This window comes from Streptomyces sp. R11 (genome assembly GCF_041051905.1).
Taxonomy (GTDB): domain Bacteria; phylum Actinomycetota; class Actinomycetes; order Streptomycetales; family Streptomycetaceae; genus Streptomyces.
On record NZ_CP163432.1, the window covers coordinates 5,759,994 to 5,785,015 of the forward strand.

26 protein-coding genes and 1 pseudogene are annotated in these 25,022 nt (G+C 69.6%); 12 read left to right on the forward strand and 15 right to left on the reverse strand.

What is annotated here, in order from left to right; all coding sequences use genetic code 11:
• Window positions 1-243: 243 nt before the first annotated feature.
• The gene (locus tag AB5J55_RS26790) at window positions 244-3,483 is read left to right on the forward strand and encodes a S8 family serine peptidase (protein WP_369273074.1); all 3,240 of its coding nucleotides are present in this window, start codon (window positions 244-246) and stop codon (window positions 3,481-3,483) included.
• A gap of 83 nt (window positions 3,484-3,566) precedes the next feature.
• Window positions 3,567-4,337 (forward strand): group II truncated hemoglobin, encoded by a 771-nt coding sequence (locus AB5J55_RS26795; protein WP_369273075.1) that lies wholly within the window; start codon window positions 3,567-3,569, stop codon window positions 4,335-4,337.
• Window positions 4,338-4,353: 16 nt separating this feature from the next.
• Here the strand turns inward: AB5J55_RS26795 and AB5J55_RS26800 are convergent, their stop codons facing one another.
• The gene (locus AB5J55_RS26800; RefSeq protein WP_369273076.1) at window positions 4,354-4,737 is read right to left on the reverse strand and encodes a VOC family protein; all 384 of its coding nucleotides are present in this window, start codon (window positions 4,735-4,737) and stop codon (window positions 4,354-4,356) included.
• Between the two features lie 235 nt (window positions 4,738-4,972).
• Entirely contained in the window at window positions 4,973-6,013 is a 1,041-nt protein-coding gene (locus tag AB5J55_RS26805) for an NAD(P)-dependent alcohol dehydrogenase (protein ID WP_369273077.1), read from the reverse strand.
• A gap of 186 nt (window positions 6,014-6,199) precedes the next feature.
• Between AB5J55_RS26805 and AB5J55_RS26810 the strand changes: the two genes are divergently transcribed.
• Window positions 6,200-7,138, forward strand: coding sequence for a helix-turn-helix domain-containing protein (locus tag AB5J55_RS26810; RefSeq protein WP_369273078.1), 939 nt, complete (start codon window positions 6,200-6,202; stop codon window positions 7,136-7,138).
• A 64-nt stretch (window positions 7,139-7,202) separates the two neighbouring features.
• Here the strand turns inward: AB5J55_RS26810 and AB5J55_RS26815 are convergent, their stop codons facing one another.
• A complete protein-coding gene (locus AB5J55_RS26815; protein WP_369273079.1) occupies window positions 7,203-7,676 on the reverse strand; it encodes an SRPBCC family protein in 474 nt (157 codons plus the stop codon).
• A 93-nt stretch (window positions 7,677-7,769) separates the two neighbouring features.
• Between AB5J55_RS26815 and AB5J55_RS26820 the strand changes: the two are divergent.
• Window positions 7,770-8,565: pseudogene (locus AB5J55_RS26820) on the forward strand (nitrilase-related carbon-nitrogen hydrolase).
• 62 nt (window positions 8,566-8,627) lie between these two features.
• Here the strand turns inward: AB5J55_RS26820 and AB5J55_RS26825 are convergent.
• From AB5J55_RS26825 to AB5J55_RS26835, 3 genes are read right to left on the reverse strand one after another with little or no spacing between them, the layout of a single operon-like run.
• The gene (locus AB5J55_RS26825; RefSeq protein WP_369273080.1) at window positions 8,628-9,419 is read right to left on the reverse strand and encodes an ABC transporter permease; all 792 of its coding nucleotides are present in this window, start codon (window positions 9,417-9,419) and stop codon (window positions 8,628-8,630) included.
• Window positions 9,416-10,390 (reverse strand): ATP-binding cassette domain-containing protein, encoded by a 975-nt coding sequence (locus AB5J55_RS26830; RefSeq protein ID WP_369273081.1) that lies wholly within the window; start codon window positions 10,388-10,390, stop codon window positions 9,416-9,418. Before AB5J55_RS26830 ends, AB5J55_RS26825 begins: the two co-directional genes overlap by 4 nt.
• 32 nt (window positions 10,391-10,422) lie before the next feature.
• Entirely contained in the window at window positions 10,423-11,094 is a 672-nt protein-coding gene (locus tag AB5J55_RS26835; protein ID WP_369273082.1) for a DUF4097 family beta strand repeat-containing protein, read from the reverse strand.
• A gap of 222 nt (window positions 11,095-11,316) precedes the next feature.
• Between AB5J55_RS26835 and AB5J55_RS26840 the strand changes: the two genes are divergently transcribed.
• Together AB5J55_RS26840 and msrA are read left to right on the forward strand one after the other, a co-directional pair.
• On the forward strand, window positions 11,317-12,057 hold the full coding sequence (locus tag AB5J55_RS26840) for a helix-turn-helix domain-containing protein (RefSeq protein WP_369273083.1): 741 nt from the start codon (window positions 11,317-11,319) through the stop codon (window positions 12,055-12,057).
• Between the two features lie 78 nt (window positions 12,058-12,135).
• Window positions 12,136-12,648, forward strand: coding sequence for a peptide-methionine (S)-S-oxide reductase MsrA (gene msrA, locus AB5J55_RS26845; RefSeq protein ID WP_369273084.1), 513 nt, complete (start codon window positions 12,136-12,138; stop codon window positions 12,646-12,648).
• A gap of 82 nt (window positions 12,649-12,730) precedes the next feature.
• Here the strand turns inward: msrA and AB5J55_RS26850 are convergent, their stop codons facing one another.
• The 4 genes from AB5J55_RS26850 to AB5J55_RS26865 form a co-directional block, all read right to left on the reverse strand.
• Window positions 12,731-13,825, reverse strand: a complete 1,095-nt coding sequence (locus tag AB5J55_RS26850) for a MerR family transcriptional regulator (RefSeq protein WP_369273085.1) — start codon at window positions 13,823-13,825, stop codon at window positions 12,731-12,733.
• A 3-nt stretch (window positions 13,826-13,828) separates the two neighbouring features.
• A complete protein-coding gene (locus tag AB5J55_RS26855) occupies window positions 13,829-14,500 on the reverse strand; it encodes a HEAT repeat domain-containing protein (RefSeq protein WP_369273086.1) in 672 nt (223 codons plus the stop codon).
• Between the two features lie 49 nt (window positions 14,501-14,549).
• Window positions 14,550-14,834: a hypothetical protein gene (locus tag AB5J55_RS26860; RefSeq protein WP_369273087.1), complete on the reverse strand. Its 285-nt coding sequence runs from the start codon at window positions 14,832-14,834 to the stop codon at window positions 14,550-14,552.
• A 299-nt stretch (window positions 14,835-15,133) separates the two neighbouring features.
• The gene (locus AB5J55_RS26865; RefSeq protein ID WP_369273088.1) at window positions 15,134-16,252 is read right to left on the reverse strand and encodes a hypothetical protein; all 1,119 of its coding nucleotides are present in this window, start codon (window positions 16,250-16,252) and stop codon (window positions 15,134-15,136) included.
• A gap of 184 nt (window positions 16,253-16,436) precedes the next feature.
• On the opposite strand from AB5J55_RS26865, the gene AB5J55_RS26870 reads away from it, so the two are divergent.
• The gene (locus tag AB5J55_RS26870; protein ID WP_369273089.1) at window positions 16,437-17,591 is read left to right on the forward strand and encodes a cystathionine gamma-synthase; all 1,155 of its coding nucleotides are present in this window, start codon (window positions 16,437-16,439) and stop codon (window positions 17,589-17,591) included.
• Between the two features lie 39 nt (window positions 17,592-17,630).
• Here AB5J55_RS26870 and AB5J55_RS26875 read toward each other — a convergent pair whose 3' ends face one another.
• From AB5J55_RS26875 to AB5J55_RS26885, 3 genes are all read right to left on the reverse strand, one after another.
• Entirely contained in the window at window positions 17,631-17,879 is a 249-nt protein-coding gene (locus tag AB5J55_RS26875) for a hypothetical protein (RefSeq protein ID WP_369273090.1), read from the reverse strand.
• Window positions 17,876-18,388: a sigma factor-like helix-turn-helix DNA-binding protein gene (locus AB5J55_RS26880; protein WP_369273091.1), complete on the reverse strand. Its 513-nt coding sequence runs from the start codon at window positions 18,386-18,388 to the stop codon at window positions 17,876-17,878. Before AB5J55_RS26880 ends, AB5J55_RS26875 begins: the two co-directional genes overlap by 4 nt.
• Window positions 18,389-18,594: 206 nt before the next feature.
• On the reverse strand, window positions 18,595-19,101 hold the full coding sequence (locus tag AB5J55_RS26885) for a MarR family winged helix-turn-helix transcriptional regulator (RefSeq protein WP_369276311.1): 507 nt from the start codon (window positions 19,099-19,101) through the stop codon (window positions 18,595-18,597).
• Between the two features lie 163 nt (window positions 19,102-19,264).
• Here AB5J55_RS26885 and ilvA point away from each other — a divergent pair, with 163 nt between their 5' ends.
• From ilvA to AB5J55_RS26900, 3 genes are all read left to right on the forward strand, one after another.
• Window positions 19,265-20,494 (forward strand): threonine ammonia-lyase, encoded by a 1,230-nt coding sequence (gene ilvA / locus AB5J55_RS26890; RefSeq protein ID WP_369273092.1) that lies wholly within the window; start codon window positions 19,265-19,267, stop codon window positions 20,492-20,494.
• Between the two features lie 208 nt (window positions 20,495-20,702).
• Complete coding sequence (locus AB5J55_RS26895; RefSeq protein WP_369273093.1) at window positions 20,703-21,680, forward strand: ATP-binding cassette domain-containing protein; 978 nt, start codon at window positions 20,703-20,705, stop codon at window positions 21,678-21,680.
• On the forward strand, window positions 21,677-22,531 hold the full coding sequence (locus AB5J55_RS26900; RefSeq protein WP_369273094.1) for an ABC transporter permease: 855 nt from the start codon (window positions 21,677-21,679) through the stop codon (window positions 22,529-22,531). The genes AB5J55_RS26895 and AB5J55_RS26900 overlap by 4 nt, the downstream gene beginning before the upstream one ends.
• Before the next feature lie 77 nt (window positions 22,532-22,608).
• Here the strand turns inward: AB5J55_RS26900 and greA are convergent, their stop codons facing one another.
• Window positions 22,609-23,109 (reverse strand): transcription elongation factor GreA, encoded by a 501-nt coding sequence (greA, locus tag AB5J55_RS26905; RefSeq protein WP_369273095.1) that lies wholly within the window; start codon window positions 23,107-23,109, stop codon window positions 22,609-22,611.
• A 211-nt stretch (window positions 23,110-23,320) separates the two neighbouring features.
• A complete protein-coding gene (locus AB5J55_RS26910) occupies window positions 23,321-23,719 on the reverse strand; it encodes a DUF4307 domain-containing protein (protein WP_369273096.1) in 399 nt (132 codons plus the stop codon).
• A 168-nt stretch (window positions 23,720-23,887) separates the two neighbouring features.
• Here AB5J55_RS26910 and mca point away from each other — a divergent pair, with 168 nt between their 5' ends.
• Together mca and AB5J55_RS26920 are read left to right on the forward strand one after the other, a co-directional pair.
• Window positions 23,888-24,748, forward strand: a complete 861-nt coding sequence (gene mca / locus AB5J55_RS26915) for a mycothiol conjugate amidase Mca (protein ID WP_328884334.1) — start codon at window positions 23,888-23,890, stop codon at window positions 24,746-24,748.
• Window positions 24,741-25,001 (forward strand): hypothetical protein, encoded by a 261-nt coding sequence (locus AB5J55_RS26920; protein ID WP_369273097.1) that lies wholly within the window; start codon window positions 24,741-24,743, stop codon window positions 24,999-25,001. The genes mca and AB5J55_RS26920 overlap by 8 nt, the downstream gene beginning before the upstream one ends.
• Window positions 25,002-25,022: the final 21 nt, after the last annotated feature.

The window sequence follows — 25,022 nt, forward strand, 5'->3', positions numbered from 1 at the left end:
CGCCGTCGCGTAACAGTCGGCCGGCGTGCTTCTTACCTTCTTCTCATCTCTTGAGGTGTCTGATCGCCCCTCGGCATACTCCGTATTCCGGGGGGCGGCGCGCATGCGTACGGGACCTCCCCCGGCCGGGTGAACGGGCACATTCGCCCGGACCTTCTGCAAGGGGGAAACTTGCGCAGACAATTCAAGAGAGTTTGCACGGCCTCTGTCGCCACGGCCGCCGCCGTCGCCCTCGCCGCGGGAATGACCAGCCCGGCGTCGGCCGAACCGGAGCAGCGCCCGTCCGGCGCCGCTGCCTCGCTCACGTCCCCCCACCGCATCACCCTGATCACGGGTGACCGGGTCTCCGTCGACTCCAAGGGCCGCGTGGTCGGCCTGGAGCGGGCGAAGGGACGCGAGCACATACCCGTACAGATCCGCAAGGTCGACGGACGCACGCTGGTGATACCGGCCGACGCGGCCCGGCTGGTCGCCACCGGCCGGCTCGACCAGCGGCTGTTCGACATCTCCGAGCTCAACAAGTCCGCGAGCCGCGCCTCCCAGGCCAAGGGCCTGAAGGTCATCGTCGGCTACCAGGGCGCCGCAGCCGGCGCCAAGGCGGACGTCCGGGACGCGGGCAAGGTCCGCCGGACCCTGAAGTCCCTCAACGCCGACGCGGTGCAGACCCCGCACCAGGACACGCCCGAACTGTGGGACGCGCTCACCAACGGCGACAAGGCGGCCTCCGGCATCGCGCACGTCTGGCTCGACGGCGTCCGCAAGGCCAGCCTCGACAAGTCCGTGGCGCAGATCGGCGCCCCCAAGGCATGGGCGGCCGGCTACGACGGCAAGGGCGTCAAGATCGCCGTCCTGGACACCGGCGTCGACGCGACCCACCCGGACCTCAAGGACCAGGTCGTCGCGGCCAAGAACTTCACCCCCGCCGCCACCGCCGAGGACAAGGTCGGCCACGGCACGCACGTCGCGTCCATCGCGGCGGGCACCGGCGCCAAGTCCGGCGGCAAGTACAAGGGCGTTGCGCCCGGCGCCGACATCCTCAACGGCAAGGTCCTCGACGACAACGGCTTCGGCGACGACTCCGGCATCCTCGCCGGCATGGAGTGGGCGGCCGAACAGGGCGCCCAGGTCGTCAACATGAGCCTCGGCGGCGGCGACACCCCGGAGATCGACCCGCTGGAGGCGACGGTCAACAAGCTGTCCGCCGAGAAGGGCATCCTCTTCGCGATCGCGGCGGGCAACTCCGGGCCGGAGACGGTCGGTTCGCCCGGCAGCGCGGACGCCGCGCTCACCGTCGGCGCAGTCGACGACAAGGACGTCCTGGCGCCCTGGTCCAGCACCGGCCCCCGGCTCGGCGACGGCGCGATCAAGCCGGACGTGACCGCGCCGGGCGTGGCCATCACGGCGGCGTCCGCCAAGGGCAGCCTCATCGAGCAGGAGGTCGGCGAGAACCCGCCCGGCTACCTGACCATCGAGGGCACCTCCATGGCGACCCCGCATGTCGCGGGCGCGGCGGCGATCCTCAAGCAGCAGCACCCGGACTGGACGTACACCGAGCTCAAGGGTGCGCTCACCGGTTCCACCAAGGGCGGCAAGTACACGCCGTTCCAGCAGGGTTCGGGCCGTATCCAGGTCGACAAGGCCATCCAGCAGACCCTGATCGCCGACCCGGTGTCGGTGAGTTTCGGGACGCAGCAGTGGCCGCACACCGACGACAAGCCCGTCACCAAGGAGCTGACGTACCGCAACCTCGGTACCAAGGACGTCACGCTCCAGCTCGCCGCGACGGCCACCAACCCCAAGGGCCAGGCGGCTCCGGCCGGCTTCTTCAAGCTCGGCGCGACGAAGGTGACGGTCCCGGCGGGCGGCAAGGCCTCCGTCGGCTTCACCGTCGACACCAAGCTGGGCGGCACGGTCGACGGCGCCTACTCCGCGTACGTGACGGCGACGGGCGGCGGGCAGAGTGTCCGTACGGCCGCCGCGGTGCAGCGTGAGATCGAGTCGTACGACGTCACCGTCAAGCACATCGGCAAGGACGGCAAGCCGGCCCCGGAGTACAACACCGCCTTCCTCGGCTACTCGGGCCTGGCCACGGACCGCGGATTCCAGGTGCCCGTCACCGAGTCCGGCGTCACCAAGATGCGGCTGCCCAAGGGCACGTATCTGATGGACGCCTGGATCGCCAAGGACTGGGTGAACCTGGAGGGCGGCCTCGACTGGGTGGTCCAGCCGAAGCTGAACGTCACCAAGAACACCTCCGTGACGATCGACGCCCGCACCACCAAGTCGGCCGACATCACCGTGCCGGACGCGCAGGCCAAGCAGGTGCTCGCAAGCACCAACTACTTCTACGCCGCGGCGGGCATCGGGATCGGCGTCGGTCTCGACTCCTTCGCCAACCTGCGCCTGGCGCACCTCGGCCCGGAGATCCCGAGCGGCCTGACCCAGACCTGGAACGGGCAGTGGACCAAGGGGGACACCGCCGAGTACGACGTCGCCACCACCGCCAAGGTCAAGAAGATCCAGGGTGACAAGGTCCGCCACTTCAAGGCGGGCGAGCTCGCCAAGGTGAAGAACGACCTGGGTGCCTCGGCTCCGGGCAAGAGCGGCTCGCTGATGCCTCTGGGGGTCTTCCCCGAGGACGTCGTGTTCGGCACGCCGGTCGAGCAGAAGCTGCCGAGCTCGCGCACGCTGTACCTGTCGACGTCGGACAAGGTCCAGTGGACGTGGGACTTCCAGCAGTACGCCGGCAAGGACGCGGACGGCTTCCCGGTCATCGACGCGTTCTACACGCTGGGCACGCCGCAGACCTTCAAGGCGGGCCAGAGCTACACGAAGACCTTCAACACGGCCGTCTTCGGCCCGCACATCAACAAGGACTTCGGCCTGTTCCGCGAGGGCAACGACCTGTACGGCTTCCTGCCGCTGTTCGCGGACGCGAGCAAGCACGCCGGCTCGTCGGACTTCACGGCGGTGACCACGAACCTGTACCGCAACGGCACCAAGCTCGCCTCCAACGACGACCCGCTGTTCGGTGAGCAGGCCTTCAAGGTTCCGGCCGCCGACGCCGAGTACAAGCTGACCACCTCGGTCAAGCGGAGCGTCAAGGTCGCGGCCGCCTCCACGCGGATCGACGCGAGCTGGACCTTCCGCTCCAAGAAGTCGACCGCCGACCGGGTCACGCTCCCCGCCTCCACGGTCCGCTTCGGCGCCAAGACGGGCCTGGACAGCCGGGTCGAGGCCGACAAGAAGGTGACGTTCCCGGTCACCGTCGTGGGCGCGGCCTCGGGCAGCAACCTCAAGTCGCTGCACGTGTACGTGTCGTACGACTACGGCCAGACCTGGAAGAAGCTCGACGTCAAGAACGGCAAGATCACCGTGAAGAACCCGGCGAAGGGCAAGGCCGTCTCCTTCCACGCCAAGGTCGCCGACAAGAAGGGCAACAAGTCGACGATCTCGATCTACAACGCGTACTACGCCAAGTGAGCATCGAATAGTCGGCTGAGCCGATAGCGAACCGCCCGCCGGAAGTGCAGCTTCCGGCGGGCGGTTCGTGTTTCCGTGAGGCCATGACGGCTCACACGGTGGAATACATCCGGTACCGCATCCCCGAGCAGAAGTCGGCCGAGTTCCTGGCCGCCTACACCCGCGCCGCGACCCGGCTCGCCGCGTCCCCGCACTGCGTCGACTACGAACTCGCCCGCTGCGAGGACGACTTCGAGCACTTCATCCTGCGCATCACCTGGACGTCGAGCCAGGACCACATGGAGGGCTTCCGCGAGTCGGAGCTGTTCCGCGACTTCCTCGCCGAGATCCGCCCTTACATCCCGCACATTCAGGAGATGCGCCACTACAAGCCGACGACGGTACGGGGCGCGGGCTCCTCGGTGCCGACGCTGTACGCCTGGGCGGGCGGTGCCGAGGCATTCGCCCGGCTGACCTCGGCGTTCTACGACAAGGTCCTCAAGGACGACCTCCTGGCCCCGCTGTTCGCCGACCTCGACCCGGCCCACGCGGAGCACGTGGCCCTGTGGCTCGGCGAGGTCTTCGGCGGCCCGCCCGCCTACTCCGAGACCCAGGGCGGCCACGGCCACATGGTCGCCAAACACATGGGCCGTGGCATCACCGAGCCCCAGCGCCGCCGCTGGGTCAACCTCATCCAGGACGCCGCCGACGAGGCCGGCCTGCCGACGGACGCGGAGTTCCGCTCGGCGTTCCTGGCGTACGTGGAGTGGGGGACCCGACTGGCGGTGTACTTCTCGGGCCCGGACGCGGTGCCGCCGGCGGAACAGCCGGTGCCGAGGTGGCACTGGGGGGTCATGCCGCCGTATCAGGGGTGATGCTCCGCGCGGAGCATCAGCCGCCGCTGCCGTACGGCCTCGTCAGGATCTCCAGGTTGTGGCCGTTCGGGTCCTCGAAGTACGTGCCCCGGCCGCCGTCGTTGTGGTTGATCTCGCCGGGGCGGCGGTGGTGGGGGTCCGCCCAGAACGGCAGGCCGGCCTCCCGTATCCGGCCGAAGATGGTGTCGAAGTCGTCCTCCGACACCAGGAACGCGTAGTGCTGCGTCGTGATGGCGCCGGGCGAGTCCAGGTAGTCCAGGGTCACACCGTTGGGGATCTCGACCGGGATGAAGGGGCCGTACTGAGGGCTCACCTCCAGGCCCAGGATGTCGGCGAGAAACCGGGCCGAGGCCTTCTTGTCATGCGCGGCGACGATGGTGTGGTTGAGCTGGACGGTCATCGGGGGCTGCCTCCTCGTGTGCACGGTTCGGACGGGCTCCTGGTTTCACGCTAGGCAGGGCTGCCGCACGGCACATCGGTCCTGAGGAGGGGGCCGTTCTACTCCTTCGGTACTCGGCCTCCCGTTCTCCAATGGTCGGGTTGCGGGAGGGGCCCTCGGCCGCCGCACGGCGACGCGCTGAGGGCCCCGGAGCAGTGCGGCTCCGGGGCCCTCGGTCTGCGTCGGCGCGGCCGTGTCAGATCGTCGCCGTGTCGATCACGAAGCGGTACCGCACGTCGCTGTTCAGCACCCGCTCGTACGCCTCGTTGATCTCGGAGGCGGCGATCAGCTCGATCTCGGCGCCCAGGCCGTGCTCGGCGCAGAAGTCCAGCATCTCCTGGGTCTCCTGGATGCCGCCGATGCCGGAGCCGGCGAGGGTCTTGCGGCCGCCGATCACCGAGAAGAGGTTGAGGGCGACGGGCTCCTCGGGCGCGCCGACGTTCACGAACGCGCCGTCCGTCCTGAGGAGGGACAGGAACTGGTCCAGGTTCAGCGGAGCCGAGACCGTGGACAGGATCAGGTCGAAGGAGCCGCGCAGCTCCTCGAAGGTCTTCGGGTCGCTGGTGGCGTAGTAGTGGTCCGCGCCCAGCTTCAGCCCGTCGTCCTTCTTGCGCAGGGACTGCGAGAGGACCGTCACCTCGGCGCCGAGCGCGTGCGCGATCTTCACGCCCATGTGGCCGAGGCCGCCCATGCCGAGGATCGCGACCTTCTTGCCGGGGCCGGCGTTCCAGTGCCTGAGCGGGGAGTACGTGGTGATGCCGGCGCACAGGAGCGGCGCGGCGACGTCGAGGGAGAGGCCGTCGGGGATGCGGACGACGAAGTTCTCGTCGACGACGACCTTCTGCGAGTAGCCGCCGTAGGTGGGCTCGCCGTCCTTGCCGACCGCGTTGTACGTGCCGACGTTGCCGCCGGTGCAGTACTGCTCCAGGCCGGCCTTGCAGTTCTCGCACTCACGGCAGGAGTCGACCAGGCAGCCGACGCCCACACGGTCGCCGACCTGGTACTTGGTGACCCCGGAGCCGACCTCGGAGACGATGCCCGCGATCTCGTGACCGGGCACCATCGGGAAGATCGCCTCGCCCCAGCCCTCACGGGCCTGGTGGATGTCGGAGTGGCAGATACCGGCGAACTTGATGTCGATCAGGACGTCGAACTCGCCGACCTCACGGCGCTCGATGGTGGTGCGCTCCAGCGGAGCCTTGGCGGCGGGTGCTGCGTATGCGGCAACGGTGGTCATGCCGGGGTTCTCCTAGCGGGGTTCTGCGCCCGGCTGCCTTCTGGTCTGGTTCTGCTTCCGTCCGGGCACGTCATTCAGCCTGGTGGAGGGCGCAGAAAGTACCCAGCCCCCGGTTGTTCGTACGTCCGCCGGTCCTACCACTGACGGGGACAGGCTGGTGTGCGTACGACCGGGAATACTTGAGGCATGGACGAACAGCCCGAATCGATGAAGGGAGCCGCCGACACCGGCGCAGGCCTGGACCGGCGCGCCGAGCTCAGCGAGTTTCTGCGCACCCGGCGCGCCCGGCTGAAGCCGGAGGACGTCGGGCTTCCGGACTTCGGGCGGCACCGCAGGGTGCCGGGGCTGCGGCGCGAGGAGCTGGCCCAGCTGGCCGGGGTGTCAGTGGCGTACTACACGCGCCTGGAGCAGGGCAACGGGCGCAACGTCTCTGCGGAGGTCCTGGACGCGATCGCCCGCGCGCTGCGCCTGAGCGACGCCGAGCACTCCCACCTCACGCATCTCGCGAAGCCGAAGCAGCACAAGAAGAAGCCGGCCGCGCGGACGGAGCAGGTGCGGCCGGCGCTGCGGCAACTGCTGGACTCGATCGACGGCGTCCCCGCGTACATCTCGGGCCGGCGCTCGGACATCCTCGCCTGGAACCGGATGGCGGCGGCGGTCTTCGGCGACTGGTCGGAGCTGCCGGCGCAGGAGCGGAACTGGGCGCGGCTGGTGTTCCTGAAGCCGGAGTACCGCGACCTGTTCGTGGAGTGGGACCAGAAGGCGTCCGACATGGTCGCCTTCCTGCGCATGGACGCCGGCTGCCACTCCGACGACCCGCGGCTGTCCGCCCTGGTCGGCGAGCTCTCCCTCAAGAGCGAGGAGTTCCGGCGGCTGTGGGCCAACCACGACGTCAAGGAGAAGAGCTACGGCGTCAAGCGCCTGCGGCACCCCCTGGTGGGCGAACTGACCCTGAACTTCGAGTCGTTCCGCCTGGCCGACGGCTCGGAACAGGTCCTGATCACGTACCACGCGGAGCCGGGGTCACCGTCGGCGGAGGCGCTGCGGTTGCTGGCGAGCTGGGGCGCGGATGCGACGAAGGCGGGGGCCGCGGGGGCTGCGGGTACGGGTCCGTCGGCGCCGTAGGGGAGGGAGGACGGGAGGGGCGGACCGGCCGGACGACGCCCAGCCCCGACGTCTACGACCACGTCTACGGCTTTCGGCCCTCGACTGCCGACGCGACGTCGTCCAGGTCCTTCGCGATGGCCTTGCGTACCGCCCGCGCACCCACGCCGCCGAGAATCTTCGCGAGCAGCCCCGCGAAGCCACCGGAGCCCGCGACGGGCTCGCCCGAGAACGTCATGCGGACGGTCGTCGCCGACGGCCCGTCCGCGAGGAGCATCCACTCCGAGACGTAGTGGGTCCCGTGCGACTCGGCCTCCACGACATACCGCTCGGGCGGCTCACAGGCGGTCACCCACATCTCCTCGGTGGCCTCCTTCCCGAACATCTTCCGGGTCTCGCGCCACCGCGTCCCGACGCCGAAGGCGCCGTCCGTGAGCACCTCGACCTTCGACACCCCACTGAGCATGCGCTCCATACCCCGAAGGTCGGTCACGGCCTCCCACACAGGACCCTGACCTGCGGCGATATGCCGCTCCACGACGACGCTTCTGTTGGCCATGCCCCCATGAAAGCAGCAGGGTCCGACAATCGCGCGGAAGACCGGTTGCCGCCCTACGCTCGTGGACGGGGGACGGTCACGGAGGTGACGGCCATGCGTGCCTCGCTGATACGGCTCTCCGTGGACGCGTCGGATTCCGCCGACGAGCGCCGCCGGAGGGCAGCTGCGCTGGTCCGCGAGCGCAGGGGCGACGATCTGGTGGTTCTGCCTGGACTGTGGACGGCCGGCGCGTGGTCGTACGACGGTTGGGGGCGGGATGCCGAAGCGGCCGACGGCCCCACCGCCGAGGCCATGTCCGCCGCCGCACGCCAGGCCGGCACGTGGCTCCATGCCGGATCGATCGTCGAGCGGGACGGGGACGGGACGCTGTACAACTCCGCTCTTCTCTTCGACCGGTCCGGCGACCTGCGCGGCCGCTGTCGCAAGATCCATCGGTACGGCTTCGACACCGGCGAGGCCACCCTCACGGGCGGTGGCGACGACATCGGCACCGTCCCCACCGACTTCGGCGCGATCGGCCTCGCCTCTGCTTCGGCCTGCTCTTGCCCGGACTCTTCCGAGGTCTGCTCGACGCGGGCGCGGAGTTGATCGTGGTGCCCGCCGCCTGGCCCGCGGCTCGTCTCAGCCATGGGCATCTCCTCACTCGCACGAGAGCCCTGGAGGAGCAGGTCTTCCTCCTGGCCTGCTGCGCGACCGGTGAGCACGGCGGCAGGCGGCAGGGCGGACACAGCATGGCCGTCGACCCGTGGGGAACCGTGCTGGGCGAGCCGGCACCGCACAGGAGACGCTGACGGTGGACTGCGACATGACCCAGGTCGCCCGAATCCGCTCCGAACTGCCCGTACTGAGTGACCGCGTCCTGGCCATTGCAGCCCCTGGAGGGCGGTGACCTCAGCGGTCGCCGCCCTCTGGTGAAGCGAGTTGCGGGGGTGGCCCGCGTTGTCATGGCAGTTACTTCGGGTCGTCGTTGAACTTCGAGGTCGACCAGAGGCACCCGAGCACCGCGAGGCCCAGGCACCAGGCCACGGCCAGCCACCCGTTGTGGCCGATCTCGCTGCCGAGGAGCAGTCCGCGCAAGGTCTCGATGGCCGGAGTGAAGGGCTGGTACTCGGCGATCGGCTGGAACCAGCCCGGCATGGCGTTGATCGGCACGAAGGCGCTGGACAGGAGGGGCAGCAGGATCAGGGGCATCGCCTGGTTGCTGGCGGCCTCGGCGTTCGGGCTGGACAGGCCCATGCCGACCGCGATCCAGGTGAGTGCCGTGGCGAAGAGCACGAGCAGTCCGAACGCGGCGAGCCATTCCAGGAGGGTGGCGTCGGTGGAGCGGAAGCCGATGGCCACGCCGACGGCGCCGACGAGGACCACGCTGGTGATCGACTGCAGCACGCTGCCGATGACGTGTCCGATGAGGACCGATCCGCGGTGGATGGCCATGGTGCGGAAGCGGGCGATGATGCCCTCGGTCATGTCGGTGGCGACGGACACGGCGGTGCCGATGGTGGTGCTGCCGATGGTCATCAGCAGCAGGCCGGGGACGATGTAGGCGATGTACTTCGAGCGGTCCGCGCCGCCGCCGCCGATGCCTGCGCTCATGGTGTCGCCGAAGATGTAGACGAAGAGCAGCAGGAGCATGATCGGCGTGAGCAGCAGGTTCAGGGTGAGGGAGGGGTAGCGCCGGGCGTGCAGGAGGTTGCGGCGCAGCATCGTCGACGAGTCGCGTACGGCGAGGGAGAGGGAGCTCATCGGACGTTCTCCTTGGACTGGTTCGGCTGGTTCGGCTGGTTGGGGATGGCGGTGCCGCTGGTCAGGGCGAAGAAGACGTCGTCGAGGTCGGGGGTGTGGACGGTGAGTTCGTCGGCTTCGATGCCGGCGGCGTCGAGCCAGTCGAGGATGGAGCGCAGCTCGCGCTGGCTGCCGTCGCTGGGGATCTGCAGGGCGAGGGCCTCGTCGTTTCGGGTGGCTTCCCGCAGTGCGGTGGCGGCGTTCCGGTAGGTGGCCGGGTCGGTGAAGCGGAGCCGGATGTGTCCGCCGGGGATGAGCCGCTTGAGCTCTTCGGCGGTGCCCTCGGCGGCGATCTTCCCGTCGTTGAGCACGGCGATCCGGTCGGCGAGTTCGTCGGCCTCCTCCAGGTACTGCGTGGTGAGGAAGACGGTGACGCCGCCGGAGACGAGCTCGCGGATGATCTGCCACATGTTGTGCCGGGAGCGCGGGTCGAGGCCGGTGGTCGGCTCGTCGAGGAAGATGATCTGCGGGTTGCCGACCAGGGTCATGGCGATGTCCAGGCGCCGCTTCATGCCGCCGGAGTAGGTGGAGGCGGGCTTCTTCGCGGCCTCGGTGAGGTCGAAGCGCTCCAGCAACTCGGCGGCGGCGCGCCGCCCCTCGCGCTTGGACAGGTGGTGCAGGTCCGCCATGAGGAGCATGTTCTCCTCGCCGGTGATCAGCCCGTCGACGGCGGAGAACTGCCCGGTGACCCCGATCGCGGCACGCACGGCCTGCGGGTCGGCGGCGAGGTCGTGACCCGCGACCTGGGCCTGCCCGCCGTCCGCGGTGATGAGGGTGGACAGGATCTTCACGGCCGTGGTCTTGCCGGCACCGTTCGGACCGAGCAGGGAGAAGACCGTTCCTTCCGGCACGGCCACGTCGATGCCGTCGAGGACCAGCTTGTCGCCGTACGACTTGCGCAGACCGTTCGCCGCGATGGCCACGTTGGTCATGAGGTGTGCTCCTTCTACAGGCTGCGGACGGTTCAGAGGCTTCGGGCGGTGATGTCGCCGTAGGCGGTGGTCGCGTGGATGCTCAGGCCGGCGGCGGCGCCGTCGGCGTTCCTGAGCGTGTTGTGGATCCGGCCGTACGCGGTGCCGGCGTCCAGGGAGGCGGAGACCCCGCGGGCGGCGCCGACCGAGATCTCGCCGTGCTCGGTGCGCAGCGCGACGGTGCCGCGCACGGCTTCGGTGATGTGGAGGTCGCCCTTCAGGGTGCTGATCTCCGCCGGTCCGGTGAGGCGGCCGACCGTGATGTCACCGGCCTGCAGGGTGAGGCGGCCGCCGGCGGTCTCGTCGAGCTTGACCGTGCCCTGCGCGCCTTCGAAGGCGACGTCGCCGAGCCGTCCGACGCCGCGGAGTTCGGCGGCTGCCGCCGTCGCCTCGACGCGGGAGCCGACGGGCAGTTGGACCGTCACCTCGATCGACCCGGAGGCGCCGAGGACCCGGTTCTTCGCCGCCGGGACCTCGATGCGCAGGACGCCGTCGCCGTAGGCGACCTCGGTCTGCTCCGCCGCCTGCACGTCGCGGCTCTTGGAGGGGTCCGCGGGCAGGACCTCGACGGTGGTGTCGGCCCGGTCGGCGGCGATGAAGCGGATGCGTCCGGCGGGGATGTCGAGGACGGCGGAGACGGGGGCGGGGGTGTCGAACTTCTGCATCGTGCTCTCCTTGACTCGCTGTTTCCGATGAAGGAAAAGCTACGTTGCATTCAAGGATCGCGCAATGAAGTCGTTGCGTATTGGTGGCATCAGTGCAGCTCAAGCATTGGATATCGTTGCAACGGCCCTGAGCTTAATGCAACAAAATCAGCCTGCTCGTTGCAATGGAATGAAAGTGAACGCTATGCTGGGCGACACCAGGAAAGTGCGAAGGAGATCGTGGTGCCCGGAGGCAGACTCACCCAGCAGGAACGCCAGCAGATCGCGCTGGGACTGGCCGACGGCCTCGCCTACGCGGAGATCGCCAGACGCCTCGACCGTCCGACCTCGACGGTCACGCGCGAGGTGATGCGCAACGGCGGCCCGACGGCCTACCGCTCCGACCTCGCCCACCGCGCCACCGAACGCCGCGCCCACCGGCGCAGGCAGGCCGCCCCCCGGGGATCGGAGGCACCCCCGCAGGCTCACGGACGTGACGCCGAGGCCGTACGCGAGTACGAGGAGCTGCTCACGACCGTCTTCATGCAGTCGGGCATGCCCAAGATGATGTCCAGGGTGATGGCCTGCCTCACCATCACCGACGCGGGCAGCCTCACCGCGTCCGAACTCGTCCAGCGCCTTCAGGTCAGCCCGGCGTCCATCTCCAAGGCGATCACGTTCCTCGACAGCCAGGGCTTCGTCCGCCGGGAACGCGACGAGCGCCGCCGCGAGCGCTACGTCGTCGACGACGACGTCTGGTACGAGTCGCTGATGGCCAGCGCACGCGCCATCGCGCAGGTCGTCGTGACCGCACGACAGGGCGTCGGCGTCCTCGGCCCCGGCACGCCGGCCGCAACCCGCCTCGACAACATCGCCCGCTTCCTCGACTTCGTCTCCGAAAGCACGGCCCGCGCCGCGGAGCAGGCGCGGGAGGTGCTCTATACGAAGCCCGACTCGGAATCGCCCGGCCCCCTCATGCGTTGAGGAAGGTGGGCATGGGATGCCGGTGTGTGCGAGCAGAGCAGCCCGAGTGACCGAGCTGACAGATATTGGAGGGCCACGATGGCTGCGCAGACGCAGAGGGCCGTGCTGGCGGGCGGATGCTTCTGGGGGATGGAGGAGCTGATCCGCCGACTTCCCGGCGTGACGGCGACCCGGGTGGGCTACACCGGGGGTGACGTGCCGAACGCGACGTACCGCAACCACGGCACGCACGCGGAGGCGATCGAGATCCTTTACGACCCTTCGCAGACGGATTACCGCGCGCTCCTGGAGTTCTTCTTCCAGATCCACGACCCGAGCACGAAGAACCGCCAGGGCAACGACATAGGCCTCAGCTACCGCTCGGCGATCTACTACGTGGACGACGAGCAGAAGCGGATCGCCGAGGACACGATCGCGGACGTGGACGCCTCCGGCCTGTGGCCGGGCAAGGTGGTCACCGAGGTCGAGCCGGTGGGCCCCTTCTGGGAGGCCGAGCCCGAGCATCAGGACTACCTGCAGCGTTACCCGGACGGCTACACCTGCCACTTCCCGCGCCCGGGATGGCGGCTGCCCGCCCGCGCCGAGGGCTGACCGGGAGGCGGCCCGGCGGACGGCGGAGGCTGACTGACACAGGCTCCGCCGTTTCCGCGGCACCCCAGGATGAATCCGTCCGTCACCGTGCGTCGCGCAGCCGGAGAAGGTACGTCGCGGTCAGCGCAACGGCACGGTCCCCGTCCTGCGCCAGCTCCACGAGGGCATCGGAGGCCGTGCTCCCCGGGATGTCCGCCAGCGCCTGGGTCAGTCGTACGCGTGCGGGCGCTTCGGTGCTGTCGTGGGCGAGGCGGTCGACGAGCCCGGTGGCGATCTGATTCGCGGCGATTCGATCCACGGGGATCTGATTCGCGGTGATTCGATCTACGGCGATTCGATCCACGGCGATCTGATCCACGGCGATCTGATCCACCGTCGCTGTGTCGCTCGCCAGCATGCTCAGTGCATCGGCGGCATCGGTGTCGTTCCTTCCCGCCACGATCATGTCGATGAGCACCGGGATCGCCTCGGCCACTCCACGCGTCCCGAGCGCCAGAGCCGCATGGCCGCGGACCACGGCGTCGGGGTTCGCAAGGGCGTCCCGCAGCCGGGCGGTGGCCTCATCACCGGGCATCTCGGCGAGGGACTGAACAGCTCGTTCCCGCACGGCGGCCACCGGTGACGCGAGGCCATCAGCCAGCAGTGCCGTGCCGTCGTCGCCCGAACGCGCCAGCGCCCATCGAAGAGCTCCGGCGACGTTCGGCTCCGACTCCCGCAGTACCGCCTCCACCAGGGCTTCCACCGGCACCGGAACCTCGCCGGCCGAGGAGAGGGCCGCGCGCTGGCGGGCGGCAGCGCTCTTCGACCCCAGCGCCTGGAGGAACGCGACGACCTGGAGGACGTCCTCCCAGCCGGCGGGTTCCGCGGCATCGATCCGGCGGAGCCGTGTGAGCAGCTCGGTCTCGGCCGCGATGCGTTCGTGTGTCTGACGGATGAGATCGTCGACGAGCGCCGAGGGCGTGAAGCCGGGATCGTCGAGCGCGCGTCCGATCTCACGCAGCGACAGCCCCAGCGACCTCAGGCTCTCGATGTGGAAGATCCGCCGGATGTCGTCACCGGAGTACTCCCGATAGCCGGAGCCCGTACGACCCGAGGGCCGCAACAGGCCGAGCGACTCGTAGTGCCTGAGCATGCGGGCACTGACCCCGGACCGTCGCGCCACCTCACCGATCAACACTTCCTATCGTCCCTCCTGGCCGGATCCGCCGAGGGCCACGATGCGCTTCGCCTCCTCGATCGCGAACTCGAACCCGGCATCGGGGTCGTTCAGCAGCCGTTCCGTGGCGAGGGCGTGCGTGCGCACATGCCGGTCACCAGCTGTCGTCGCGGCGCGCAGTGCCGGCACAGCGGCGTCACCCAGGGCGACCAGCGCTCGGCTGAGGCTCAGCTGCGTCTCCCGCTCACCGCGCCCGAGCTGTGTCGCCAGTACGGCGGCCAGCCCGGACTCCTCGCCGTCCGGCACGAGCACGACAGCGGCCCGCCAGGCGCTCCGCGCCACCTCCTCGTCGGAGTCGGACAGGAGCGCCCGCGTGATCGCCGGCCACGCCTGCCGGTCCCCGATCTTGGACAGCGTGTGCAGCGCCTGGCTCCGTGCCTGCGCCCGCTCCGAGCGGACTTCGCCAAGCAGCCGGGGGAGCGTCAGGGACACCGGGTGGCGGGTGAGCGCCCAGGTCAGCGTGTCGCGGACGAAGAACTCGGGCTCGATCGCGCATCGCTCGACGAGCTTGTCGACGAATCGCGGATCCGGCGTCGTGCCGACCGCCAGAGCCGCCCGCAGCCGCACGGACGAACGGCCGTCGTCCAGCGCTTGGAGCGCTCGTGTCGCCTCCGTGTCCTGCCCCGTCATGGTCATGGGGACCACCTCCTCGGCACACAGTCAAGGCCTTGTCACCGTGTCAAGGTCAAAGCCTCACGGGCGACTTCGCACCTGTGCCGGTCCTGAGGGCAGGTCCTGGAAGTCCGGCGGTCGTACTGTCTCCTTCGTCAGCGACTGGATCCGGGAGGCCGAACGTCGCGTCCTCGGCGACGGCCGCGTTCACGTCCGAGGTCAGGACGATCTCGTCCGGCACGCGGGTCCCGGTCTCCTCGGCCAGGGTGCGTACGGCCGCCCAGAGCGCCGGCTCCTGCTGCTCGGTCACGGGCAGGCCGGGCAGCGGCTCGTCCTTGGGCGTGCGCAGCGCGAACATGCCCTGCACGATGGGGATCGCCAGCAGGCGCGCTGACGATCCACACCTTGGTGGTGACGCTCCCGACCCCGCCCGCCGCGACGGCCCAGTCGACGGCGACGAGCGCGCCGAGCATGGCGAAGCCGAGCAGATGGAAGCCGGCGAGCAGGATGAGCGCGCGCACCGCACGCAGAGTTGCCCCCGAGCTGGGCGATTCCCCCCACAAGAAATGGACATGACGAAGTGTTGTGGGGGGAAGCGGAGTATGCCCTACCGCAGGTCAGTGCGGCAATGCGGATTCTTGGGGGTGGGTGCGCGGCTCAGTGCGGCAGGGTCGCCGGGCTGCCGCCGTTGGCCTCGTAACCCGCCACGGCCAGTGCCCGGTAGACCGCGAACTCGGCGGCCGGGTCGGGCGACAGGGTCCAGGGGAGGGCGCCGATGTGGCCGTCGACGTGTATCAACTGGTCCATGGCCTCGGCCCAGCGCTCGCCGCGGACCAGGAAGAACACCAGCAGATGGCGTACGTGCGCCAGCATCGGGTCGTCGGGGCGGGCCGCGTGCACCGCGTACAGCGCGCCGTGGATCGCCTTCGTCACGACCTCGCTCTGGTAGAAACCGCTGACCAGGTTCACCTCGGGCAGGTGCTCGAAGACCGCGAACAGCGGCATGGCGGCGAGGAGGGAGCCCTGGGGTGCGCGAGCCGCCGCCGCTTCGGCGAACTCGTACGCCAGCTGGCGCGAGCCGTGCCACTTCTCGCACCAGTAGTGCAGGGCCGCCAGGTGCGCGCCCATGTGGGACGGGGCACGGTCCAGGATCTTCAGCCAGAGCTGCTCGAACTCCGGCCGCGAGTAGGCGAGTCCTCGCGCGACCGACAGCTCGACGATGTACGGAATCGGGTCACCGGGGGCGAGCAGCGCCGCCTCGCCGCACGCCGACTTCGCCTCCTCCATGATGATCCGGAACTCGTCCGTGCCCGGCGTCGCCGTGCGCCACGCCTGCTGCACCAGGAACTCCGCGTGCACCGCCGCCCCGCCGGCGTCCTTGGGCTGCTCGGTGCGCCACACCCGCAGCCACTGCCCGCCCGGCGACTCACTCACGCCGCCGGGCCGCTGCTGCAGCTCCAGCGACGCGGCGCCCGCGAAGGCCTGCACGCGCTGCCAGCGCTGCTCGCCCTCCGCCTCGGTGCCAGCGAGGAGCTGGGACGCCGCCTTGTAGTCCTGCGTGCGCTGCACCAGGTCCAGGACGTCCAGCAGGTCCTGGTCGGGGCCGGGCATGCGGACGTCCAGCTCCTCCTGCCGTACGAAGCCGTAATTCGCCGGGTCCGCGGCGTCCGGGTGGCCGGGGTGGACCTGCTCGATCATGCCCCGCCTGCGCCTCATGAACGGCACGACCACAAAGCCGATCATGACCAGCGCGATCAGGACCCAGAGAATTTCCATGCCTCCAGCGTTCCAGACGCCGCCGACAATTGGCGAACGAGGTCGGGCAGCCTGTGGAAAACGAGTTCCGTGGAGTGCGTGCCTGTGGAAAACGGGTCCGTGGTGAGCGGGCCGAGCGGGCCGAGCCGGGCCGGAATCCCCGTCGTACGGCATCCGCCCCGTTCGCGCATTACGCTCGGTGCCCATGAGCGACAGGCACATCAGTCAGCACTTCGAGACCCTCGCGATCCATGCGGGGAACACCGCCGATCCCCTCACCGGCGCGGTCGTCCCGCCGATCTACCAGGTCTCGACCTACAAGCAGGACGGCGTCGGCGGCCTGCGCGGCGGCTACGAGTACAGCCGTAGCGCCAATCCGACGAGGACCGCCCTGGAGGAGAACCTCGCGGCCCTGGAGGGCGGCCGCCGCGGCCTCGCGTTCGCGTCCGGACTGGCGGCCGAGGACTGCCTGTTGCGTACGCTGCTCAGCCCCGGCGACCACGTGGTCATCCCCAATGACGCGTACGGCGGCACGTTCCGGCTGTTCGCGAAGGTCGTCGCGCGGTGGGGCGTGGAGTGGTCGGTCGCCGACACCAGCGATCCGTCCGCCGTCCGGGCCGCCATCACCCCGAAGACCAAGATCGTGTGGGTGGAGACCCCCTCCAACCCGCTGCTCGGCATCACCGACATCGCGGCCGTCGCCCAGATCGCCCGGGACGCCGGCGCGAAGCTCGTCGTCGACAACACCTTTGCCACGCCGTATCTGCAGCAGCCGCTGTCCCTCGGCGCGGACGTCGTGGTGCACTCCCTCACCAAGTACATGGGCGGCCACTCCGACGTCGTCGGCGGTGCGCTGATCGTCAGCGACGCGGGCCTGGGCGACGAACTGGCCTTCCACCAGAACGCGATGGGTGCGGTCGCCGGGCCCTTCGACTCCTGGCTGGTGCTGCGCGGCACCAAGACGCTGTCGGTGCGCATGGACCGGCACAGCGAGAACGCCACGAAGATCACCGACATGCTGACCCGGCACGCGCGCGTGACGAGCGTGCTGTACCCGGGCCTGCCCGAGCACCCCGGACACGAGGTCGCCGCCAAGCAGATGAAGGCGTTCGGCGGCATGGTCTCCTTCCGGGTCACCGGCGGTGAGGAGGCGGCCGTCGAGGTCTGCAACCGCGCCAAGGTGTTCACGCTCGGCGAGTCCCTGGGCGGCGTCGAGTCCCTCATCGAGCACCCCGGCCGCATGACCCACGCGTCCGTGGCAGGCTCCGCCCTCGAGGTCCCCGCCGACCTCGTCCGCCTCTCCGTGGGCATCGAGAACGTCGAGGACCTGCTGGAGGACCTCCAGCAGGCGCTCGGCTAGGCCAGGGCCGAAGGAAGGGCAGGGGACCGGAGGTAGGGGTCACCAGCCCGTCAGCGGTGGAGTCGTCTCCGACGGCGGCTCCACCCAGGGGCGGGCCGTCAGCGCCCACACCACGAACGCCATCGTCGCGGCGAACAGCACCAGCCACATCAGCAGCACGGCGGCCTTCCTACGGCGCAGCATGCGGCCGCCGCGCCGCACGGCCTCCGCGTGCAGCTCCGGCGGCACCGGCGGCGGCGTGCGCTCCATGATCCGCCGTGCGGCCGCTTCCCGTTCGGCGCGATTCACGGCGACACCACCTTCGGACCCAGCACCGTGGGCGCGGGCTCTCGCGGAGGATGCAGCAGGGTCGCCGTCGCCCGGTCGCAGATCGCGTGGACGCGCTCCCTGGGCAGCCCGAGCAGGGCCGCCGCCTGCTCCTCGGCGACCCCCTCGTACAGCCGCAGGACCAGGATCAGGCGTTCTCGCGGGGAGAGCCGGGCGAGCGGGCTGTCGGGATCCGGGCGGGACCGGCCGAGGGCGCCGAGAGGGCCGTACTGGTGCCATACGGCCCGGGAGAAGCGGGTGGCCAGGTACTGGCGGGTGCGGTCGTACGGGTCCTCGCCACGCAGTCGGTCCCAGCACGCGTACGTGTGCGCGAGGGCCAGCGTCAGCAGGCGCCGCGCGCGCGGGTTGTCGCCCGGCGGCTCAGCGGTGAGCAGCGTGGCGGCATGCAGCAGCCGCCCTGCCGCGCCCGCGACGAACGCCGCGAACTCGCGGTCCCGGCGGGCGTCCTGGACCACGCGCCGTCGTCCCACCGCCCCTCCCGCCTGACCGACCCTGACCAACCGGACCCCGGCCCCCGCGCGTGACGCGTTTCGGCCGCGCACGAGGAGGACCCGGTTTCATATGAGGCCAGTGACGGCCCGGGGTCAAGGGCCGGGAGCGGATCACACGAGTACGCGCGTGTGCGGGCGGCGGATTCCGCACGGCGACGGGCCTTCCCGCCGCGCCGAATCGGCGCTCAGGAGGCCGTGGGCGTGTCCGTGCCCGAGATGCCCTGCGCCGCCATCCGCGAGGAGAGCGCGGTGTTGAAGCGAGTGAGGAGCGTGCAGAACGCCTCACGCTCCTCCGGGGCCCAGTCCTGTGTCAGTTCGGCCATCAACTGACGCCGGGACGAACGCACTTCCTCCAGCCGCGACTGCCCGCGCGGGGAGAGCTGCAGCACGACGGCCCGCCCGTCCTCGGGGTGCGAGGTGCGCTTGACGAGCCCGGTGTCGACGAGCGGCGCCACCTGCCGGGTCACCGTCGACGAGTCGATCCCCATGCTCGCGGCGAGCGCCTTGACGCCCATAGGGCCTTCCTTGTCGAGGCGGTTGAGCAGCAGGTATGCGGCGCGGTCCATGGAGTTGCGCACCTGTCCGACCCCACCGAGCCGGGTCTGTTCGGCACGACGGGCGAACACCGCCACCTCGTGCTGCAGCGTGTCGAGGAGACCGCTGTCAGCGACGGTCGTCATGTCCATCGACATTTCAGGTGTTGTGGGCATGGCCGGAGGCTCACTTCATGAAGGGGGTGCTGGGTTGGGGGACAGGGTACGCGGCCGGGACGCGGGGTGTACCGGCGCTGCGTAAACCCATCTCGGTGCTTGGTCACACCGGGGCCTCGCGCCTGTGAACTGCGAGACTTGGGTCATGAGCTACAGCACGGCTGACTCCTTGCCTCCCGTCACCCTCGACGACGTGCGCGGGGCCCAGAAGATGCTGTCCGGCGTGGCGCGCGTGACGGCGATGGAGGGCAGCAGGCACCTGTCCCAGCTGGTGGGCGCGCCGGTGCACCTCAAATGCGAGAACCTCCAGCGGACGGGATCGTTCAAGCTGCGCGGCGGCTACGTCCGGATCGCCGGGCTGCTCCCGGAGGAGCGGGCGGCGGGGGTCGTGGCCGCGAGCGCCGGCAACCACGCGCAGGGCGTCGCCCTCGCGTCGTCGCTGCTCGGCGTGCGCTCGACGGTGTTCATGCCGAAGGGCGCCCCGCTGCCCAAGATCAGCGCCACCCAGGACTACGGGGCCGAGGTGCGCCTGCACGGCCAGGTGGTCGACGAGACGCTCGCCGCGGCGCAGGAGTACGCCGCCGAGACGGGCGCGGTGTTCATCCATCCCTTCGACCACCCCGACATCATCGCGGGCCAGGGCACGGTCGGCCTGGAGATCCTCGAGCAGTGCCCGGAGGTGCGGACGATCGTCGTCGGCATCGGCGGGGGCGGGCTCGCGGCGGGTATCGCGATGGCGGTGAAGTCGCTGCGGCCCGATGTGCGGATCGTGGGCGTCCAGGCGGCCGGCGCGGCGGCGTACCCGCCCTCGCTGGCGGCCGGGCACCCCGTCGCCGTCGACAACCCTGTGACCATGGCGGACGGGATCAAGGTCGGCAGGCCCGGTGACGTGCCGTTCCGGATCATCGGCGACCTGGTGGACGAGGTCCGCACGGTCAGCGAGGACGAGCTGGCCGCTGCCCTGTTGCTGTGCCTGGAGCGGGCCAAGCTGGTCGTCGAGCCGGCCGGCGCGAGCCCCGTCGCGGCGCTGCTGAGCGACCCCGGCGCCTTCGAGGGCCCGGTCGTCGCGGTGCTGTCCGGCGGCAATGTCGACCCGGTGCTGTTGCAGCGCGTCCTGCGGCACGGCATGGCCGCACAGGGCCGCTACCTCGCCGTACGGCTGCGGCTGACGGACCGGCCGGGCGCGCTCGCCACGCTTTTGGGTGTGTTGTCAGTGGTGGACGCTAACGTCCTCGATGTGAGTCACGTACGGACCGACCCGCGGCTCGGGCTCACGGAGGCGGAGGTCGAGCTGCACCTGGAGACGAAGGGCCGCACGCACTGCGTCGAGGTCGGCCAAGCCCTGCGCGAGGCGGGCTACACGGTCATCGGCTGAGACGCGAGCAGTCGTCGGTCGAGGCCCCGGCGGGCGAAAGCGCAGGTCGGAGTCACTTTGTCACTCGTTCGGGAAATCCCGTTGAGAGACGCGATACATCGCGTTATGGTGTGTCTCGTAATTACGCCACAGCGCCGAGTCATGGCGCGGAACGAACAGTGCCAAAACCTAGGCTTTCCGAAGTTTCCCCGAAGACGTGGAGATTCATATGCCAGGCGCCATCTATGCCGAAGGCCTGGTGAAGACCTTCGGTGACGTAAGGGCTCTGGACGGCGTCGACCTCGATGTTCCCGAGGGCACGGTCCTGGGCCTGCTGGGGCCGAACGGCGCGGGCAAGACGACGGCCGTCCGCTGTCTGACGACTCTGCTGCGCCCCGACAGCGGCTCGGCGGTCGTCGCGGGCATCGACGTCCTCAAGAACCCCGACGCCGTGCGCCGTTCCATCGGTCTGTCCGGACAGTTCGCGGCGGTGGACGAGTACCTCACCGGCCGCGAGAACCTGCAGATGGTCGGCCAGCTCTACCAGATGAGGGCCAAGGCGGCGAAAGCCCGCGCGGGCGAGCTGCTGGAGCAGTTCGACCTCGCCGACGCCGCCGACCGTCCCACGAAGACCTACTCCGGCGGCATGCGGCGCCGCCTCGACCTGGCGGCCGCCCTGGTGGTCTCGCCGCCCGTGATGTTCATGGACGAGCCGACGACCGGCCTCGACCCACGCAACCGCCAGATGCTGTGGGAGGTCATAAAGCGCCTGGTCTCGGGCGGTACGACACTGCTGCTGACCACCCAGTACCTCGAAGAGGCCGACCACCTCGCGCACGAGATCGCGGTCGTCGACCACGGCCATGTCATCGCCACCGGCACCTCCGACCAGCTCAAGGCCCGCACCGGCGGCGAGCGCGTCGAGCTCGTGGTGCACGAGCGCGACGAGATCCAGGCAGCCTCCGAGGTGCTGCGCGGCTTCGGCAAGGGCGACACGACGGTCGAGGAGCACATGCGCAAGCTCACCGTCCCCGTGACCGGAGGCGCCAAGCTCCTCGCCGAGGTCATCCGCGAACTCGACACCCGGGGCATCGAGATCGACGACATCGGACTGCGTCGCCCGACCCTCGACGACGTCTTCCTGTCCCTGACAGGACACGTGGCCGAGGTGAAGGACGTGGAGAACGGCAAGGAGGCCGCCAAATGAGTGCTCTCGACGCCGTGCGGGTCGCGCCGGCCACGAACCCGGTCAGCCAGTCCGTGCGGGACTCGGTCGTCGTTGCGAAACGCAATCTGATCCGGATGTCCCGGATCCCCGAGATGATCATCTACGGCCTGATCCAGCCGATCATGTTCGTGGTGCTGTTCACCTACGTCTTCGGCGGATCCATGCAGATCGGCAGCAGCACCAGCGCCGTCGACTACAAGAACTTCCTGATGGCGGGCATCTTCGCGCAGACCGTCACCTTCGCCACCGCCAGCTCCGGCGCGGGCATCGCCGACGACATGCACAAGGGGCTCATCGACCGCTTCCGCTCCCTGCCCATGGCGAGAGGCGCGGTGCTCACCGGGCGTACCTTCGCCGACCTCGTCCAGACCGCCCTGACCCTGGTCGTCCTGGCGGTGGTCGCCCTGCTGGTCGGCTGGCGTGTCGGGTCGGACGGCAGCACCAACGCCGGCCGGGTGCTGGGGGCCTTCGGACTGCTGCTCCTGCTCGGGTACGCGTTCACCTGGATCGGCGCCCTGATCGGCATGTCCGTCCGTACGCCCGAGGCGGCCACGTCCAGCGGACTGATCTGGCTCTTCCCGGTCACGTTCATCTCGAACGCGTTCGTGGACACCAGCCACATGACCCCGTGGCTGCGGCACGTCGCCGACTGGAACCCCTTCAGTGCCACGGTGCAGGCCTGCCGCGAGCTCTTCGCCAACCCGGGCGTCTCACCGTCGGACGCCTGGCCCATGCAACACCCGGTGTGGGCCTCGCTGATCTACTCGGTCCTGATCATCGTCGTCTTCCGCACCCTGGCGGTTCGGAAGTACCGCTCGGCGACGGCATGACGAAGCCCCCGGCGCTGGTGGGCGCCGGGGGCTCGTAAATAGGGATGCCGGCCGCGGCAAGCGCCGCACGGCCCGGGTCAGCCGCTGTAGGGCTCGGCCTTAAGGATCTTCACCGAGGCGGTCTTGCCGTTCGGCAGTTCGTACTCCGCGTCCTCGCCGACCTTGTGGCCGATCACGCCGGAACCCAGCGGGGACTGCGGGGAGTACGTCTCGATGTCCGAGCTTGCGTACTCGCGCGAGGCGAGCAGGAAGGTCATCGTGTCGTCCTCGTCACCGTCGAAGGCGATCGTCACGACCATGCCGGGCGCCACCGCACCGTCCGCCGACGCCGGCGCCTCGCCGACCTTGGCGTTCTCCAGGAGCTGGGTCAGCTGGCGCACACGGAGCTCCTGCTTGCCCTGCTCCTCCTTGGCAGCGTGGTACCCGCCGTTCTCGCGCAGGTCGCCCTCCTCGCGCGCGGCCGCGATCTTGGCGGCGATCTCCGTGCGCGCAGGACCAGACAGGTGCTCCAGCTCGGCCTTGAGCTGGTTGTACGCCTCCTGGGTCAGCCAGGTGACGTTCTCGCTGGTCTGGGTCACAGGTGCTCCTCGTAGGTACTGGGAATACAAAGCATCGCCCTACCCAGAAGGATGTTCCTTCATGGATGGGCGAAACCACGAGCCTAACAATTCAACGGCCGAAGGGGGAGGACATAAGCCATCAGAATCACGTCAACGCAGGTCAGTGCACACGTATTCCGGACAAAGGCTGTCGGTGTCGGCCAAGGTCGGCCAGTTCCGGACTGTCCGGTCAGTCGGCGTGGCAGCCGAGCAGCTCGGCCGTCGTTCCCGGGGACGTCGTACGGAGCGTGACGACCTTGTCGATCCGGGTCGCGTCGCCGTCGAAGCGGAAGTCGGCCCGCCCCACCTCGGCGCCGCTCTCCGCCTGGGAGCGCAGCGTGCAGTAGCCGGAGGCGCCGGCGTCCTTGCGGACCTCCAGATGCACCTTCACCGCGTTCTTCCCGGCGTCGAACTCGATCACCTCGGCGCTGATCTTGTTCTGGCCGACGTAGTGATAGCCGAAGTAGCCGATCACCGCCAGCAGTACCGCCCCGAGGGCGGCGCCGACGACCTTGAGCGTGCGGTCGGCGCGCTCGTCCGAGGAGCGGCCGTAGCGGCTCTCGGGCCGCCGCGTGCTCGCCGTACTCATGATCGTCCTCTCGGCCGGGGCGGGACGGATGTCCCGAAAGGGGTTCTCAGGGCCGTACCCCGGAATTATCCGCCCCCCGATTCGGTCACTATAGAAGCCGCCGATCGCACCGGTTCACACCGGGCGCCGACTTATGAGGATTGAGTCTTGACTGACCAGCTGCGACTGATGGCCGTCCACGCCCACCCCGACGACGAGTCGAGCAAGGGCGCGGCCACCATGGCGAAGTACGTGTCCGAGGGGGTGGACGTGCTGGTCGTGACCTGCACGGGCGGGGAGCGCGGCTCCATCCTCAATCCGAAGCTCCAGGGCGACAAGTACATCGAGGAGCACATCCACGAGGTACGCAAGAAGGAGATGGACGAGGCCCGCGAGATCCTCGGGATCAAGCAGGAATGGCTCGGCTTCGTCGACTCCGGCCTGCCCGAGGGCGACCCGCTGCCCCCGCTCCCCGAGGGTTGCTTCGCCCTGGAGGACGTCGACAAGGCGGCCGGGGAGCTGGTGAAGCAGATCCGCTCCTTCCGTCCCCAGGTGATCACCACCTACGACGAGAACGGCGGCTACCCGCACCCCGACCACATCATGACCCACAAGATCTCGATGGTGGCCTTCGAGGGCGCGGCGGACACCGAGAAGTACCCGGAGGGCGAGTACGGCCCGGCGTACCAGCCGCAGAAGCTCTACTACAACCAGGGCTTCAACCGTCCCCGCACCGAGGCGCTGCACCAGGCCATGCTCGACCGCGGCCTGGAGTCCCCCTACGGCGACTGGCTCAAGCGCTGGGACGAGTTCGGCATGAAGCAGCGCACGCTGACCACCCACGTCCCGTGCGGCGACTTCTATGAGATCCGCGACAAGGCCCTGATCGCTCACGCCACCCAGATCGACCCCGACGGCGGCTGGTTCCGGATCCCGCTGGAGCTCCAGAGGGAGGTCTGGCCGACCGAGGAGTACGAGCTGGCGAAGTCCCTCGTCGATACCTCCCTCCCCGAGGACGACCTCTTTGCGGGCATCCGCGACAATGCCTGACATGAGCGCAAGCGCAAGCCTGGCAATGACACAGCTCGCCACCCTCGCCAAGGAGGTGGACGAGGACAAGGTGACCCCCGGCGTCCTCGGCTTCATCGTCTTCGCGGTGATGGCACTGGCGGTGTGGGCCCTGATGAAGTCGATGAACCGCCACATGAGCAAGGTCGACTTCGCGGAGTCCCCGGCCCCGAAGACCGAGGGCTCCGCCGCGGACGCCGAGGCCACCGGCCCGGCCAAGCCACGGCAGGGCTGACGCCTCTCCGGGCCGGCGGAC